The following is a 14,593-nucleotide window of genomic DNA, read 5'->3' on the forward strand; positions in this document are numbered from 1 at the left end:
GTCGTGTGGCGCACATGCGTCGGCTGTTCGGACGGAGCGGTGAAAGTGAGCGGTGGGACGGAGCGGTGTACGGGAGCGGTGGCCGGAACAGCAGGCGCTCCGGCAGGTGGATCGGTCAGGGGCGCCGCTTGCGCAGCAGCAGGGGGACGAGGATCCCGGCGCCGCCGGCGAGCAGCCCGGCGAGCAGGGCGCCGGGCAGCAGGTAGCGCAGACCGCCGACGGCCGTCGTGGCTGTACGGGCGACCGGCGCGGCCTCGGCGGCGGGGGCCAGCGTGGCGGTGCTGTGGGAGGGGCTCGGGCCGGGAGCCGGTTCCTGGCCGGCGTCCGGTGCGGCGGCGTGTCCGGCACCGGCCGGGCCGCTGCGGTCGGCCGGACGGTCGCCGGAGCCGTCCGGGCCGGAGCCGCCGGAGGACCCGCCGGTGTCCGGCGCCGTCATCGGCGGCGGCGGGCCGGCCGGCGGCCGGGCGCCGGGGGTGGTCTCGGGTACACCGGCCCACTGCTCGATCAGCTGGGCCACCCAGAGGGTCCTGGTCCGCCAGGCGGCCGGCAGCGGCAGGTACCCGTCGGGCAGCTGGCCGGCCGCGACGCCCGTCGTCTGGCCGTCACCCATCGCGTAACGGAGCAGCCCCGCATAGGACTTGCCGTCGTCCTTGGTCAGCGCGGAGGGCACCGTGGCGGCGTAGGTGACGTCGGTGAGCGGGTAGCCCCCCGGCACCTTCGAGGTCGGGTCGGTGAGCAGCACGCCGCCGTCACTGCTGTGGACGACCTGGCCGAGCGAGGCGAGCAGTGCGCTGTCGGTCGGCGCGACGTACTCGCCCGCTCCGTTGCGCAGCTTGGCCGTGCTGAGGCCGAACTTGGCCGCCTGGGCGGTGGTGGTCAGCGCCATCACGCCGCGCAGCCCCTGGGCCTGGAGCGGCACCGACTTGTAGGTGCCGGGCGGGGTCGGGTCCCAGATCGTCTTGGCCAGGGTGTCGCCGCGGGCCGCGCCGCGGGCGCCGTCACGCATGCTCTTGGAGAGCGGGTGGCCGTCGGCGTTGCAGAGCTGCCCCGGCTTGGCGGGGTCGTCCGGAAACTCCTCGCAGTAGCCGTCGGCCCGCAGGAAACTGGCGGCCGGCAGTTGGACGTCCGGGCGCAGGAACTCGGGGTTGACGGAGTCGTGGTACTTGGGGCTGACCGTACCGTGCAGGAAGGCGGCGGCGTCCGGGTCGCTCAGCAGCCACTGCCAGACCAGGAGCATCGCGTCGCCCGAGCCGGTCGGCAGCAGCAGGTCGGGGATCCTGGAGGGGAAGTAGAGGTCCTTGAACTGCGGGTTCAGGTCCAGGAATTCGGGATCGGAGGTCAGGTCGAGCGGGTTGCCCTTGGGGATGTGCGGGTCACCCGGGTTGACGGAGTACTGGTAGCTCTGGGTGATCAGCTTGGCCACCAGCCGGGGGCTCAGGGACATGTCCTGGATGCGCTGCCCGTCCTGTTTGCGGACGTCCAGCGGGGTGCGGGAGTAGGACTGGCTCTCGATGTCGAAGGCGATGGTGAGCCCGGACACCGCGAGCGGGGCGTAGATCGGGGTGCGGCCGGGCACCTTCGCGGCCGGGCCCAGTGGGCGGCCGACGTAGACCAGTCCGGGGTCGCCGTCGTCGGTGAGCGCCTTGCGCGCCGAATCGTCCGAAGTGGGAATGTAGTTGAAGATCCCGCCGGCCTGCCGGCAGAGCACCGGCTGCCAGCGCCAGACCGCCTCGGCCGCCAACTCGTTGCCGGAGGTGGTCCGTTCGACGCTGCCGATCGGGCAGGACAGACCGATCGGCTCGAAGTGCAGTGGGACGACCATGCGCCCGGCCCAGTTGGTGCTGCTGAGCGGTGAGGACTGGAGCTTGGCGGAGTCCCCGGTGGGCACCGTACCGTCCACCTCGTGGCTGCCGCGCGGGACGATCACCAGCCAGCAGCGGCGCCCCTCGCTGAACGGCCCGGGCTGGCCCGCCGGGGTCTGCCCGCAGCCGAGGCCGGAGGCCTCGGTGCCGGTCTCGATCTCGAAGAAGACCTGGCCCGTCCCGTCCGCGCGGGTCGGCGCGAACGGCACCTCGTTGGTGGACTGCGAGTCGTAGTACTGGCTGGTGCCGCCGGTGTCCGGTGTCCCGCCGTTGGCCGGGCGGAACGGCACGTAGACGTTCTGGTTCGGCTGGGTCTGCACCATCGGCTCGGCCGGATCGGTGAGCGTGCGGCCGTAGTTGAGCTGCCGGCTGGGCACGTAGGCCCCTCCCCGGGCATCGCCCTTGGCGGCGCCGTACTGGCACTGGGAGCGGTCCGGGCCGCTGTCGGTGTCACCCCAGCACTCCATCAGCTCCAGGTAGTTCTGGCCGTAGGACATCGGGCTGGGCGTGGTCTCCCGGCCGCCCTGCCAGGTGACGGCCACCACCTGGTTGACCAGGTGGGTGGTCTGGGCGACCGTCACCTGGAGACCGGCGAACTCGCCCTTGCCCCGGACGATCACCTTCCCGGGATCGGCCGACTCCGGACGCACCGCGCCGGCCGCCGTCCCGGCGGCGGGCGCCCCGGCCGGCCCGGCCGGCCCGGCGGGCCCGACCGGCGCGGCGGCGCCCTTCGGCACGGCCGGCGCGACTCCCCCGGCGGTCCCAGCGGCCCCGGCACCCGCACCGTCGATCGGGACGGGTGCCCCGGCGATCGGGTCGACCGGGATCCGCGGCGTCGCCGAGGCGGCCGAGGCGACCTGTGCGGGCGGCTCTCCCGAGCCCCCCGAGAGCGTCGCACCGGCCGCGGTGGCCAGTACCAGGGCCAGCGCGCCGGCCGTACGCAGCGCCCGCCGTAGGACGGTGTGCCTGATCACGCCCGCGCCTCTCATCGCTGCCCCTCCCGGCCCCGCCCGGCACGGCCCAGGACCAGCGGCGGCAGCACGATCAGCCCGCCGAGCAGCACCCCCGCGATCACCATCAGCGCATGCCGCAGACCGCTGCCGGCACTGGCCGAGATGGCCACCGAGTCCGCGTTCACCTGCTGCCCGCCGCCGCTGCCACTGCCGCCGTCCCCGCCGCCGGTCAGCGCCGGGTCACCGCCGCCGGCCCCGCCGCCCGGTCCCCCGGTGCCCCCCGCACCGCCGGCCCCGCCCGAGGCGCCTCCCGCACCCCCTGGGCTGCCGCCGCCCGGCCCGGCTGTGCCTCCCTTGCCCCCGCCGCCCTTGTTCCCGCCGGCGCCCCCGCCGGTCCCACCGGCCGCACCGCCGCTGCCGCCGCCCGAGCCGGAGCTCACCGGCGTGACCACCTGCCCGGCGCCGCCCGTACCGTTGCCGCACTGCGTGGTGGAGTCCTTCTGGTCGCACGCCTGCGGTTTGGGGGCGCTGTCCGCGTAAGGGTTGCTGCCGCCCGGCCCGAAGGTCGGGTTGGTGCACTGCGCGGGGTCGAACGCCTTGGCCTCGCTGCCGGGCACCTTGGCGAACTGTTGGAAGGCCGACTGGACGAGCTGCTGGGTCAGCGGCGAGTAGCCGAGCCGGTCGGCCTGTTTCTGGCCCTCGCACAGGAAGTAGTAGCCGAAGGCGGCGAGCGTGCGGCCCTTGTCCTTGGTGAAGGTCCCGACCTCGGAGGTGTGCACCACCATGTAGCTGTAGCTGGAGAGCGGGTAGGCGTTCTGGTCGGTGCTGTCGTACACGGCGTCGAGCTGCTGGGTCAGGTCGGGGTTGATGTGGGCGTTCTTGAGGGCCACCGAGACGTTCCTGCCGTTCGGCTCGACGTAGTACCCGGCGTTGTTGAGCAGTTTGACCACCGGGAAGCCGCTGTTGAGCGCGTACGAGTACTCGACATAGGTGATCGCGCCGACGTTGTCGGAGTTGGAGACGGCGTCGGCGACGTTCACCGAGGTGCTCAGCGCCTGCCAGGTGGAGCCGGGCAGCAGCGGGTAGAACGAGGTCATGCCGCAGGGGACCGGCCTGTTGGCGCGGGCGCAGTAGTCGTCCCAGATCGCCTGCTGCCGCTTGCTCATCCAGGTGGTCAGCTGGGCCGTGGTGCCGGAGCCGTCCGAGCGGACGACCGGGCGGACGGCGACGTCCGGCATCTGCAGGCTGGGGTTCTCCCGCTGCACCTCGGGGTCGTTCCAGCGGGTGATCTTCCCGGTGAAGATCTTGGCCACGGTCGCCCCGGTGAGCCGCAGGTTGGTGACGCGCTGCCCGTTGATCTTGAGGTTGTACATGAAGGAGGTGCCGCCCGCGACGATCGGCAGGTAGGCCGTCGGGAACGGCGGCGGGGCGTCCACCTGGCCGCCGTCGCTGAGCCCGTACGGGATCTCGGTGACCGCGAAGTCCGTCGCGCCGTTCTTCAGCTGGCTGCGGCCGTAGGAGGAGCCCTGCGAGTCGAAGTCGATCACCATGCCGTACTGCTTGACGTTGCTGACCCAGGCGTCCATCGCGTTGCTGCTCCAGGTGGAGCCGGCACCGCTGATCCGCCGGTAGTCCGAGGCGGCCGCCCGGGGCGCCGCGCCGAGCAGCAGCGAGGAGCCGAACAGGGCCAGGGCGGCAAGCAGGGTGACACCTCGGGTGAGGGCTGGGCTGCTGGTCACGGGGTCCTTCCGGAGGGTCTGGGGCAGGGTCATCCGCCGCAGGTCGTCGGCCGACCGCCTGGCCCTGCGCCGCTGTTGGCGCCCGGTCAGTTCACCCGGGCCGCGCCCGCCGAGGGTCCGGGCCAGCAGGAAGAGCAGCAGGACCAGGACGAGCAGCACGGCCGCCGCCCCGAAGGCGCGCGTCACCTGGAGCCGGGACGGGAACTTGACCAGCGTGAACGCCATCAGCGGCAGTGAGGCCTGCGGGTCGTGCAGCGGGTCGAGGTTGAGGTTCTTGGTGTAGCCGGAGCAGAGCAGCACCGGCGAGGTCTCGCCGATACCCCGCGCGGCGCCGAGGATCACGGCGGTGGCCAGACCCGACCGGGCACTGGGCAGCGTGACCGTCCAGACCGTCCGCCAGCGGCTCGAACCCAGCGCGTAGGAGGCCTCCTTGAGCGAGGCGGGCACCAGCCGCAGCACCACGTCGGCAGCCCGGATCAGGATCGGCAGCATCATCACCGACAGCGCGACGCCGGCCGCCAGCCCGGAGCGCGGGAAGCCGAGCGCGAGCACCAGGACGGCGTAGATGAACAGCCCCGCCAGGATCGACGGCAGCGCCGTCATCGCCTCGACCAGGGTCCGGACCAACCGGCTGAAGCGGCCCGGGACTTCGCTCAGGAAGACCGCGCAGCTGATCCCGAGGGGGATGGTGACCGCCAGCGCGACGGTGATCTGGGTGAGCGTGCCCGCGAGCGCGTGCAGCGCGCCGCCCTTGGTCAGCGGGTCGGTGGGCCCGGCCTCGGAGAGGTCCTGGGTGAAGAAGTTCGGGTGCCGCAGCGCGGCGAACCCGTGCAGGAAGACGTAGCCGACCGTCCAGACCAGCACCCCCAGCAGCAGCGCGGCGAGGCTGTGCACCACGGCCGAGACCAACCGGTCGCGCACCACGAGCCCGCTCTCGTCCCGGGAGACCAGCAGCGCGTACAGGCCGAGGAAGGCCACCCAGGCGCAGACCGTGAAGCCGATCCCGCCGCTGAGCGGGGCGAACCGCCCGAACAGCAGCGAGGTGAGCGCCACCGAGGCCGCCAGGCTCCCCCAGAGCGCGTAGTGGTCGGCGGCCCGCCGTACGCCCACCCTGCGGCGCGGCTCCTCGGCGGCGGGCTCCGGCGCGGGTACCACCGTGCTCATGAACTGGCCCCCGAACGGCTGCGGGCGACCACGGCGGCCGCGGCGAAGTTGACCACCAGGGTCAGCAGGAAGAGCGTCAGCCCGGCGGCCATCAGCGCCGAGATGGAGAACGGGGTCGAGTCGCCGTACCGCAGCGCGATCAGCGGCGCGACGGCGCTGCCGCCGGTCTGCAGGATGTGCGGCTGGATCTCGAAGTGCATCGACAGGATCAGGTAGACGGTGATCGTCTCGCCGAGCGCCCGGCCGAGCCCCAGCATCGTCCCGCCGATCACGCCGCCGCGCCCGAACGGCAGCACCACCGAGCGGATCATGCCCCAGCGGGTGCTGCCCAGCGCGTACGCGGCCTCGCGCTCACCGGCCGGCGCCTGGTCGAACACCTCGCGCATGATCGAGCACATCACCGGCGTGACCATGAAGCCCACCACCGTGCCGGCCATCAGGCTGGAGGCCGTGTACACCAGCGGCGGGTTCAACGGGTCGTTCACGTCCACGCCGTTCACGTGCAGCAGCGGGAGCCAGCCGAACCAGGTGGAGAGCCAGCGGGCCACCCCGGCCAGCCGGTACTGGAGCAGCACGAACCCCCACACCCCGTACACCACGCTCGGCACGGCGGCCATCAGGTCGACCATGCCGACCAGGGTCCGCTTCAGCCGCCGGGGCGCGTACTCGCTGATGTAGAGGGCGCTGGCGAGCGCGAGCGGCACGGCCAGGGTGACCGCGATCCCGCCGATCAGCACCGTGCCGACCAGCACGGCGGCGATGCCGAACTGCCCGTGCCCGGCGTCCGGGTTCCACGCCTGGGTGGTCAGGAAGGAGAAGCCGGCGACCTTCAGCGCGCTGCTCGCCCGGACGGCGAGGTAGCCGCCCACCCCGAGCATCACCAGCAGCACGAAGACGCCGCTGCCACGGGCCCAGGCCAGGAAGAGCCGGTCCGCCAGGCCGGGGTCGGCCGTCAGCGTCCGCGGGGAGTCGGCCGTGTCCGGGGCGCTCACGCGCCGCCCCCGCTCGCCGCGCTGCGTGCCCCGGCCAGGAACCGGGCCAGGTTGTACTGGCACTCGCGCTGGCGCCGGTAGGCCCGGGCCGAGCTGGCGACCGGCCGGCCGTCCAGCTCCAGGTGCCAGCACCAGAGCTGGCCGTGCTCCAGGGTGCTCAGGGTGGCCCGGCCCTGGTCCAGCCGCCGCTGGAGCTGCTCGATGGCGCTCCGGCAGTCGGGCACGGACCGGAAGGTCTCCTCGCTCCGCCCGAGGTGCCGGTTGTTGGCACCGAGCAGCCGCCACACCGTCCCGGCGGACGCCGTGTCGGAGCGCGCCGGTCTACTGACGATAAGGAATCTGGGATGTCCCATGCCGGTGTTCGCCTTCCGACGTGCTCCGTGGCAGGAACAGACGGTCTCGGCTCCGGAGGGCGGCCCAGGTTCGGAAGCATGAACGCCGGACACGCGCTGTCTTAACGAACGGTCCGCGAGTCCTGCACGAATCATGCACCCGGCGCACGAATCTGACGGATCGTCAGTCCAGCTGCCACGGTCTGCGGGAACGCGAAGGCCGGTGCCCCCCGTGGGGACACCGGCCGGCCGGGTGCGGTCAGAAGCCGAGCTTGCGCAGCTGCTTCGGGTCGCGCTGCCAGTCCTTGGCCACCTTGACGTGCAGGTCGAGGTAGACCGGGGTGCCGAGCAGCCCCTCGATGTGCTTGCGGGCGGTGGTGCCGACGTGCTTCAGGCGGGCGCCCTTGGAGCCGATCACGATCGCCTTCTGGCTCTGCCGCTCGATGTAGACGATGGCGTGGATGTCGAGCAGCGGGCGGTCCGCCGGGCGGTCCTCGCGCGGGATCATCTCCTCGACCACCACGGCGAGCGAGTGCGGCAGCTCGTCCCGGACGCCCTCCAGGGCGGCCTCGCGGATCAGCTCGGCCACCATGATCAGCTCGGGCTCGTCGGTGAGGTCGCCGTCCGGGTAGAGCGGGGGGCCCTCGGGGAGCAGCGGGGCGAGCAGGTCGGCCAGCAGGTCGACCTGCTTGTCGCCGACGGCCGAGACCGGGATGATCTCGGCCCACTCGATGCCCAGCTCGATACCGAGCTGGTGGACGGCGAGCAGCTGCTCGGCCAGCGTCTTGGAGTCGACCAGGTCGGTCTTGGTCACGATCGCGACCTTGGGGGTCTTCTTGACCTCCGCGAGCTCCTTGGCGATGAACTTGTCACCGGGGCCGAGCTTCTGGTCGGCCGGGAGGCAGAAACCGATCACGTCGACCTCCGCCCAGGTCGAGCGGACCAGGTCGTTGAGGCGCTCGCCGAGCAGCGTGCGGGGCTTGTGCAGGCCGGGGGTGTCGACCAGCACGAGCTGCGCGTCGGGGCGGTGCACGATGCCGCGGACGGTGTGGCGGGTGGTCTGGGGACGGTCGGAGGTAATCGCGACCTTCGTCCCGACCAGCGCGTTGGTCAGGGTCGACTTTCCCGCGTTGGGACGGCCGACGAAGCACGCGAACCCGGAACGGTACGGGGATGAAGGGGCAGTCATGCCCCCCATTGTCCCTGATCACCCGAGCGGCGCCGGACACCCGGCCCTCGGCGGGCCCTACCGCCCCCCGCGCCGCGAGGTCAGCCCCCCGATCAGGGTCAGCACGAACAGCGTCACGGAACCGGCCAGCCAGTACGGCGAACCGGTCTCCTTCCAGCGGCCCATGCCCATCACGCTGACCAGCAGCGCGGCGAAGAACCCCAGTGCCCCCATGACACACCCCCTGCCGGTCAGATTATCCGCACGCAAGGGGGCCCGTCAGGGTTGCGGAGAACTGCGCGGAACCGGAGGCGGCGGCACGCCGTCCGCCGCTTCGCACAGCCTCCGCCCCCCTTCGGAAGGTGTCCGGCGCGCCGCAGAGCGCTACTCGGCCCGCGCGGCGACCCGCAGCACCCCGTCCGGCCCCGCCAGCAGGACCGGCGTACCCGCGCCGCCCAGGTCCCGTACGGCCGCCAGGTCCGCCGCGGCCGGCTCGGCGGCCTCGCTGACCACCGCGGCCGCCTCCAGGCCCTTGGCCCCGCTGGCCACCGCCATGGCGACCGCCGTCTGCAGGGCGCTGAGCCGCAGCGACTCCAGTGCGACGGTGCCCGCGACGTACGTCCGCCCGGTCTCGTCACGCACCGCGGCCCCCTCCGCGACGCCGTTGCGGGCGCGGGCGGAGCGGGCCAGCGTGATGATCTTCTTGTCCTCGGGATCCAGCGCGGCCGGGTCCTGGTCGGTGAGCTCACTCATGCCGCTGAGCATAGGGGCCGCGCGGGCGGGGCGTCCGCGCGGCCCGGGGTCGGCGTCAGTGGCCGATCGGGTGGGACGGGCCGGGCTTGAAGATCTTCACCATGGCCGGCGGGCCGGAGGGCAGCTGCTCACGCTGGGCGTGGCGCTTCTGCCAGTACGGGTTGTCGTGCGGCAGATGGCTGCTCACCCTGCCGTACATGCCGAAGGTGAGCACCACGAAGCCGAAGATGAAGCTGAACAGCACGTTCGACATCCGGAAGTTCAGGATGTTGGCGCTGCCCCGGCCGAGCAGGGTCAGCCCGGCGAAGCCGGAGAGGACGAAGAGCACGCCCACGATCATGTTCAGGTTCGAGGCGACATTGCCGCCGATCACCGCGCCGACGATCAGCACGACTCCCATCACCACCGAGAGCCAGCTCAGCGCGCCGTTGGTCGACATCCCGGCGATCGACTGCCCGTGGGTGCTCAGGAAGCCCGGGTGGTCCAGCACCCCGAGGATCCCGAAGACCAGCAGGAAGACACCGCAGAGCCCCGCGCCGACCCGGTAGACGCTGGCGAGCCGGTGATCCATCGGAAGTTCGTCTTGCAGTTTCATCGGGGACCTCCACCGCACGGGCCAGGACTGGCCGACCGGTCCTCCCCTACGGACGGGTACGTCCGCACCGCTCCCAAGGTACGTCGCGGCACGTCCGGCCGCGCGCCCGGCGGAGTCGCCGGGCAGGTCCTAGCGGTGCGGATCGCCGGGGAAGTGCGGAACCTCGTGCATGTACAGCGAACCGCACTGCTGGCAGGCCCGGAGCCCCGTCCCCCAGGCCTCCTCGCTCTGGGCCTCGGCGTCCGCCTCGATCTCGCGGCCGCACATGGCGACGAGCCCGTCGGTGTTCCGGACGACATGCCACATCTTGACGCCGCCGCCGCGGCCCGCCGGGCCGTACTCCGCTCGCAACTGATGACTCATGGTCACATCGTGCAAAGGGGCCGGCGGGCCGGGCAATTCCTGTTAGGCCTTCCGGGCCGCCGTCACTCGCCGTCGCCGTCCGGCTGCGCGGCCGGGTGCCGGACGGGTGAGACCACGACGGTGCCGATCCGGTTGCGGCGGCCCGCGGAGCTCTCGGCGGTGAGCCGGATGGCCGTGAAGTCGGCCTGGGCGTCCTCGGGGACGGGGAGGTCGCAGGAGGAGCCGGGGATCGGCACCCGCCCGAGGTGCTTGGCGAGCAGACCGCCGACCGTCTCGACGTCCTCGTCCTCCAGCTCCAGGCCGAACAGCTCGCCCAGGTCCTCGACCAGCAGCCGGGCGGTGATCCGGTACGAGCCGTCCCCCAGGTCCTCGACCGGGGCGATCTCGCGGTCGTACTCGTCGGTGATCTCACCGACGATCTCCTCCAGCACGTCCTCGATGGTGACCAGGCCGGCCGTGCCGCCGTACTCGTCGATCACGATCGCCACGTGCGAACGCATCTGCTGCATCTCGCGCAGCAGGTCGCCGGCCGGCTTGCTGTCGGGGACGAAGACCGCCGGGCGCAGCACCGAGCCGACCGGCTCGGACTCGGCGTCCCGGTTGATGTGGGTGCGGCGGACGAGGTCCTTGAGGTAGACGATGCCCACCACGTCGTCCTCGTTGTCGCCGACCACCGGCATCCGGGAGAAGCCGGAGCGCAGCGCCAGGGTGAGCGCCTGGCGGATGGTCTTGTGGCGCTCGATCATCACCAGGTCGGTGCGCGGCACCATCACCTCGCGCACGATGGTGTCGCCCAGCTCGAAGACCGAGTGCACCATCCGGCGCTCGTCGTCCTCGATCAGGTCGTCCTTCTCGGCCAGGTCGACCAGCGCGCGCAGCTCCGCCTCGGAGGCGAACGGGCCCTCCCGGTACCCCTTGCCCGGGGTGAGCGCGTTGCCGAGCAGGATCAGCAGGCGCGGGATCGGGCCGAGGATCCGGGCCAGCGGCAGCAGCACGAAGGAGGCCGCCGTCGCCGTGGTCAGCGGGTGCTGGCGGCCGATCGTGCGCGGCGAGACCCCCACCGCGACGAACGAGACCAGCACCATCACCCCGAAGGCCAGCAGCACGGCCTGCCAGGTCTGCTGCAGGCTGCGCACGCAGACCACCGTCACCAGCACGGCCGCCGCCATCTCACTGGCGACCCGGATCAGGGTCGCCAGGTTGAGGTAGCGGATCGGGTCGGAGGCCAGCATCAGCAGCCGGCCGGAGCCGCGCCTGCCGTGCCGGACGGCCTCCTCCGCGCGGAACCGGGAGATCCGCGAGATCCCGGACTCGGCGCAGGCCGCCAGCCAGCCGAGCACGACCAGCAGGCAGGCCCCGACCAGGAAGCTCGTACTCTCACCACTCACAGAAGGCCGGCCTCAGTGGGTGGTCGGCGCCGGGGAGATCCCCGACAGCCCGCGACCGGCCCGCCAGTCGTCCAGGATCCGCTTCTGGAGCGCGAACATCGCGCGCTCCTCCTCGGGCTCCTCGTGGTCGTAGCCGAGCACGTGCAGCACCCCGTGGACGGTGAGCAGCTGGAGCTCCTCGTCCATCGAGTGCTTGGAGGGCGCGTCCAGGCCCTGCTTCTCGGCCACCTCCGGGCAGAGCACGATGTCGCCGAGCAGGCCCTGCGGCAGCTCGTCGCCCTCCTTGCCCGGGCGCAGCTCGTCCATCGGGAAGGACATCACGTCGGTGGGGCCGGGGAGGTCCATCCACTGGATGTGCAGTTCCTCCATCGCCGCGCCGTCCACCAGGATCACGGACAGTTCGGACTGCGGGTGGATCCGCATCTTGTCGAGGGCGTAGCGGGCGATGTCGAGGATGGCATCCTCGTCCACGTCCCAACCGGACTCGTTGGCGATGTCGATCGACATGGAGGGCTTGGTACTCAGCTTTCGGTGCGATGGGACTGGCGGGGCGCACGGGTGGCCTCGGCCTTGCCGGGGCGGCGCTGTGCGGGCTTGCGGGGTACGGCTTCGGTCTCGGCCTCCTGGAGGGCGTCCCAGCGTTCGTAGGCGTCAACGATCCGGCCGACCAGTTTGTGACGGACCACGTCGGTGCTGGTGAGGACGGAGAAGTGGATGTCGGGCACGTCCATCAGGATCTCCTGGACGACCTTGAGTCCGCTCCTCGTGCCGCCCGGCAGGTCGATCTGGCTGGTGTCACCGGTGACCACCACCCGGGAGTTGAAGCCCAGGCGGGTGAGGAACATCTTCATCTGCTCGGGCGAGGTGTTCTGCGCCTCGTCCAGGATGATGAAGGCGTCGTTGAGGGTACGCCCGCGCATGTACGCCAGCGGGGCGACCTCGATGGTGCCGGCCGCCATCAGCCGCGGGATGGTGTCCGGGTCCATCATGTCGTGCAGCGCGTCGTAGAGCGGCCGCAGGTACGGGTCGATCTTCTCGAACAGCGTCCCGGGCAGGAAGCCGAGCCGCTCGCCCGCCTCGACCGCCGGACGGGTCAGGATGATCCGGTTGACCTCCTTGGCCTGGAGGGCCTGGACGGCCTTGGCCATCGCCAGGTAGGTCTTGCCGGTACCGGCCGGGCCGAGGCCGAAGGTGATCGTGTGCTTGTCGATCGCGTCGACGTAGCGCTGCTGGTTGAGCGTCTTGGGGCGGATCGTCCGGCCGCGGTTGGAGAGGATGTTCGCGGTGAACACCTCGGACGGGGCCGGGTGGTCCGGGTCCGTGACAGCACTCCTGAGCATGGCGATGGAGCGCTCCACGGCATCCTCCGTCAGGGGTTGGCCGGTGCGCAGCACCAGCATCATCTCGCTGAACAGCTCCTGGACGAGGGCGACCTCGGCACGGTCGCCGGTCGCGGTCACCTCGTTGCCGCGGACATGGATGTCGGCGGCGGGGAAACCGGTCTCGATCACTCGCAGGAGGGAGTCGCTGGCACCGAGCAGGGTGACCATCGGGTGCTTCTCGGGGATCACTATCCGGGCGCTGGCCGCCCCGTCGGGGCGCGGCTGTCCGTTGGCGGGAGTGCGTGATGTGTCGCTCATGGGTCGGCCGCTCGGGCCTGCCTCATCCCATCCGTCGTCGGGGTGCCACTCGGTCTCTCCGGGACACCAGGGTACGCCGCACGGATGATCGCTGCGGCGGTGCGGTACCGCCTCCGGCGGCGGGTTCGATGCTCGGGTACTTCGGTCGGCTGCGCGAGTGGTTTTAGAACGGTCGCCCCCAACAGTGAGGGCCGGCCCCAGGGGGCGCGTGGGGGTACCTCCCGGCCGAAGGCTGGGGGAGAACCGCGCGAGATCGGAAGGCGACGACCTGTGCCCTACCGCCTTCGCGCAGTTCCCCGCGCCCCTACTGTGCTCACCCGGGTGCCTACAGATCGCGGCGGGGCGGGACGGAGACCCGGGTGAGGTCCTCGGCGACGATCAGCTCGCCGTCGAAGTGCTTGCGGGCCTCGGCGAGGTGGGCGTCCAGGTCCGGGTAGCGCTGGGAGAAGTGGGTGAGGACCAGGGTGCGGACACCCGCCTCGGTGGCGGCCCGGGCGGCCTGGGCGGCGGTGAGGTGGCCGTGGTCCTCGGCGAGGTGGGCGTCGGCGTCCAGGAAGGTCGCCTCGATCACCAGCAGGTCGGCGCCCTCGGCCAGTTCGCCGACGCCGTCGCAGAGCCGGGTGTCCATCACGAAGGCGAACCGCTGGCCGGGCCTGGGCACGCTGACCTCGGCCAGGGTGACGGTGCGCCCGTCCCGCTCGATCCGGCCCTCGCGCTGCAGCAGGCCCACGTCCGGCCCGCGCAGGCCGAGCGCGGCCAGGCGCTCGGGCAGCAGGCGGCTGCCGTCCGGCTCGACGAGGCGGTAGCCGAAGGAGTCCACCGGGTGCGAGAGCCGTACCGCCTCCAGCGTGAACGGCGCGCCGGGCGCCGCCAGCGGCCCCGGCCCGGTGACCGGGCGGGGGCGCAGCTCGGCGGTCTCGTGGAAGGCCGTGGCGTGCCGCAGCCGTTCGAAGAAGACCTCGCCGGTGGCCGGGTAGTAGACGTCCACCGGGTGCGGGACGCGGTCCAGGTTGATCCGCTGGATCACCCCGGCGAGGCCGAGGCTGTGGTCGCCGTGGAAGTGCGTGACGCCGATCCGGGTGATCGAGGTGGCGGAGACCCCGGCGTGCAGCATCTGCCGCTGGGTCCCCTCCCCCGGGTCGAACAGCAGGCCCTCGCCGTCCCAGCGGAGGAAGTAGCCGTTGTGGTTCCGCCGGCGGGTGGGCACCTGGCTGGCCGTGCCCAGGGCCACGAACTCGCGTTGCGACACGGGGTCAGACCAGACCCGGGTGCTGGAGCGAGGTGCCGCCGCCGAGCACGTGCACATGGGCGTGGAAGACGGTCTGTCCGGCGCCCGCGCCGGTGTTGAAGATCAGCCGGTAGCCGGACTCGACGATCTTCTCGTCGGCGGCCACCTCCCCGGCCTCGGTGAGCAGCTCGGCGGCGACGGCCGGGTCGCCGGCGGCGAGGTCGGCGGCGTTCGCGTAGTGCGCCTTGGGGATGACCAGCACGTGGGTCGGGGCCTGCGGGTTGATGTCCCGGAAGGTGAGCGTGCCGTCGGTCTCCCGCAGGACGGTCGCCGGGATCTGCCCCGCCACGATCTTGCAGAACAGGCAGTCGGACTGCGGCTCGCCGGCCATCTCGGTCTCCTCGTACTGGGTGCTG

At 72.2% G+C, this 14,593-nt stretch carries 14 protein-coding genes; all 14 read right to left on the minus strand.

Translation table 11 applies throughout. The annotated features are described in order from the left end of the window. Positions 1 to 115: 115 nt before the first annotated feature. Positions 116 to 2,836, minus strand: coding sequence for a hypothetical protein (locus ABD330_RS08565; RefSeq protein WP_344462535.1), 2,721 nt, complete (start codon positions 2,834 to 2,836; stop codon positions 116 to 118). A gap of 11 nt (positions 2,837 to 2,847) precedes the next feature. Beyond that, a complete protein-coding gene (gene pstA / locus ABD330_RS08570) occupies positions 2,848 to 5,718 on the minus strand; it encodes a phosphate ABC transporter permease PstA (RefSeq protein ID WP_344462537.1) in 2,871 nt (956 codons plus the stop codon). Next, on the minus strand, positions 5,715 to 6,710 hold the full coding sequence (gene pstC / locus ABD330_RS08575; protein WP_344462539.1) for a phosphate ABC transporter permease subunit PstC: 996 nt from the start codon (positions 6,708 to 6,710) through the stop codon (positions 5,715 to 5,717). Before pstC ends, pstA begins: the two co-directional genes overlap by 4 nt. After that, entirely contained in the window at positions 6,707 to 6,934 is a 228-nt protein-coding gene (locus ABD330_RS08580; RefSeq protein ID WP_344462540.1) for a hypothetical protein, read from the minus strand. Before ABD330_RS08580 ends, pstC begins: the two co-directional genes overlap by 4 nt. A gap of 367 nt (positions 6,935 to 7,301) precedes the next feature. Then, positions 7,302 to 8,231 (minus strand): GTPase Era, encoded by a 930-nt coding sequence (gene era, locus ABD330_RS08585; RefSeq protein WP_344462541.1) that lies wholly within the window; start codon positions 8,229 to 8,231, stop codon positions 7,302 to 7,304. A 57-nt stretch (positions 8,232 to 8,288) separates the two neighbouring features. Then, the gene (locus tag ABD330_RS08590) at positions 8,289 to 8,444 is read right to left on the minus strand and encodes a hypothetical protein (RefSeq protein WP_344462543.1); all 156 of its coding nucleotides are present in this window, start codon (positions 8,442 to 8,444) and stop codon (positions 8,289 to 8,291) included. 150 nt (positions 8,445 to 8,594) lie between these two features. Then, positions 8,595 to 8,975 carry a cytidine deaminase gene (locus tag ABD330_RS08595; RefSeq protein ID WP_344462545.1) on the minus strand — a complete coding sequence of 127 codons (381 nt, stop codon included), beginning with the start codon at positions 8,973 to 8,975 and terminating at the stop codon, positions 8,595 to 8,597. 43 nt (positions 8,976 to 9,018) lie between these two features. Then, positions 9,019 to 9,558 (minus strand): DUF4383 domain-containing protein, encoded by a 540-nt coding sequence (locus ABD330_RS08600; protein WP_344462546.1) that lies wholly within the window; start codon positions 9,556 to 9,558, stop codon positions 9,019 to 9,021. Between the two features lie 129 nt (positions 9,559 to 9,687). Continuing rightward, positions 9,688 to 9,921 carry a hypothetical protein gene (locus ABD330_RS08605; protein ID WP_344462548.1) on the minus strand — a complete coding sequence of 78 codons (234 nt, stop codon included), beginning with the start codon at positions 9,919 to 9,921 and terminating at the stop codon, positions 9,688 to 9,690. 62 nt (positions 9,922 to 9,983) lie between these two features. Further along, positions 9,984 to 11,309 (minus strand): hemolysin family protein, encoded by a 1,326-nt coding sequence (locus tag ABD330_RS08610; RefSeq protein ID WP_344462550.1) that lies wholly within the window; start codon positions 11,307 to 11,309, stop codon positions 9,984 to 9,986. A 12-nt stretch (positions 11,310 to 11,321) separates the two neighbouring features. After that, positions 11,322 to 11,816 carry an rRNA maturation RNase YbeY gene (gene ybeY / locus ABD330_RS08615; protein WP_344462552.1) on the minus strand — a complete coding sequence of 165 codons (495 nt, stop codon included), beginning with the start codon at positions 11,814 to 11,816 and terminating at the stop codon, positions 11,322 to 11,324. Between the two features lie 14 nt (positions 11,817 to 11,830). Then, positions 11,831 to 12,859 (minus strand): PhoH family protein, encoded by a 1,029-nt coding sequence (locus tag ABD330_RS08620; protein ID WP_344462706.1) that lies wholly within the window; start codon positions 12,857 to 12,859, stop codon positions 11,831 to 11,833. 415 nt (positions 12,860 to 13,274) lie between these two features. Further along, on the minus strand, positions 13,275 to 14,198 hold the full coding sequence (locus tag ABD330_RS08625) for a ribonuclease Z (RefSeq protein WP_344462554.1): 924 nt from the start codon (positions 14,196 to 14,198) through the stop codon (positions 13,275 to 13,277). Between the two features lie 4 nt (positions 14,199 to 14,202). After that, a complete protein-coding gene (locus ABD330_RS08630) occupies positions 14,203 to 14,568 on the minus strand; it encodes a histidine triad nucleotide-binding protein (protein WP_344462556.1) in 366 nt (121 codons plus the stop codon). Positions 14,569 to 14,593: the final 25 nt, after the last annotated feature.

The sequence above is a fragment of the Kitasatospora kazusensis genome (genome assembly GCF_039529945.1).
GTDB lineage: Bacteria > Actinomycetota > Actinomycetes > Streptomycetales > Streptomycetaceae > Kitasatospora > Kitasatospora kazusensis.

What these genes read in the sequence shown, in the direction of transcription:
- era (WP_344462541.1), bottom strand. Translation starts at nt 8,231, where the DNA reads ATGACTGCCCCTTCATCCCCGTACCGTTCCGGGTTCGCGTGCTTCGTC.
- ABD330_RS08630 (WP_344462556.1), bottom strand. Translation starts at nt 14,568, where the DNA reads ATGGCCGGCGAGCCGCAGTCCGACTGCCTGTTCTGCAAGATCGTGGCG.
- ABD330_RS08605 (WP_344462548.1), bottom strand. Translation starts at nt 9,921, where the DNA reads ATGAGTCATCAGTTGCGAGCGGAGTACGGCCCGGCGGGCCGCGGCGGC.
- ABD330_RS08595 (WP_344462545.1), bottom strand. Translation starts at nt 8,975, where the DNA reads ATGCTCAGCGGCATGAGTGAGCTCACCGACCAGGACCCGGCCGCGCTG.
- ABD330_RS08590 (WP_344462543.1), bottom strand. Translation starts at nt 8,444, where the DNA reads ATGGGGGCACTGGGGTTCTTCGCCGCGCTGCTGGTCAGCGTGATGGGC.
- ABD330_RS08600 (WP_344462546.1), bottom strand. Translation starts at nt 9,558, where the DNA reads ATGAAACTGCAAGACGAACTTCCGATGGATCACCGGCTCGCCAGCGTC.
- ybeY (WP_344462552.1), bottom strand. Translation starts at nt 11,816, where the DNA reads ATGTCGATCGACATCGCCAACGAGTCCGGTTGGGACGTGGACGAGGAT.
- ABD330_RS08620 (WP_344462706.1), bottom strand. Translation starts at nt 12,859, where the DNA reads ATGGTCACCCTGCTCGGTGCCAGCGACTCCCTCCTGCGAGTGATCGAG.
- pstA (WP_344462537.1), bottom strand. Translation starts at nt 5,718, where the DNA reads ATGAGCACGGTGGTACCCGCGCCGGAGCCCGCCGCCGAGGAGCCGCGC.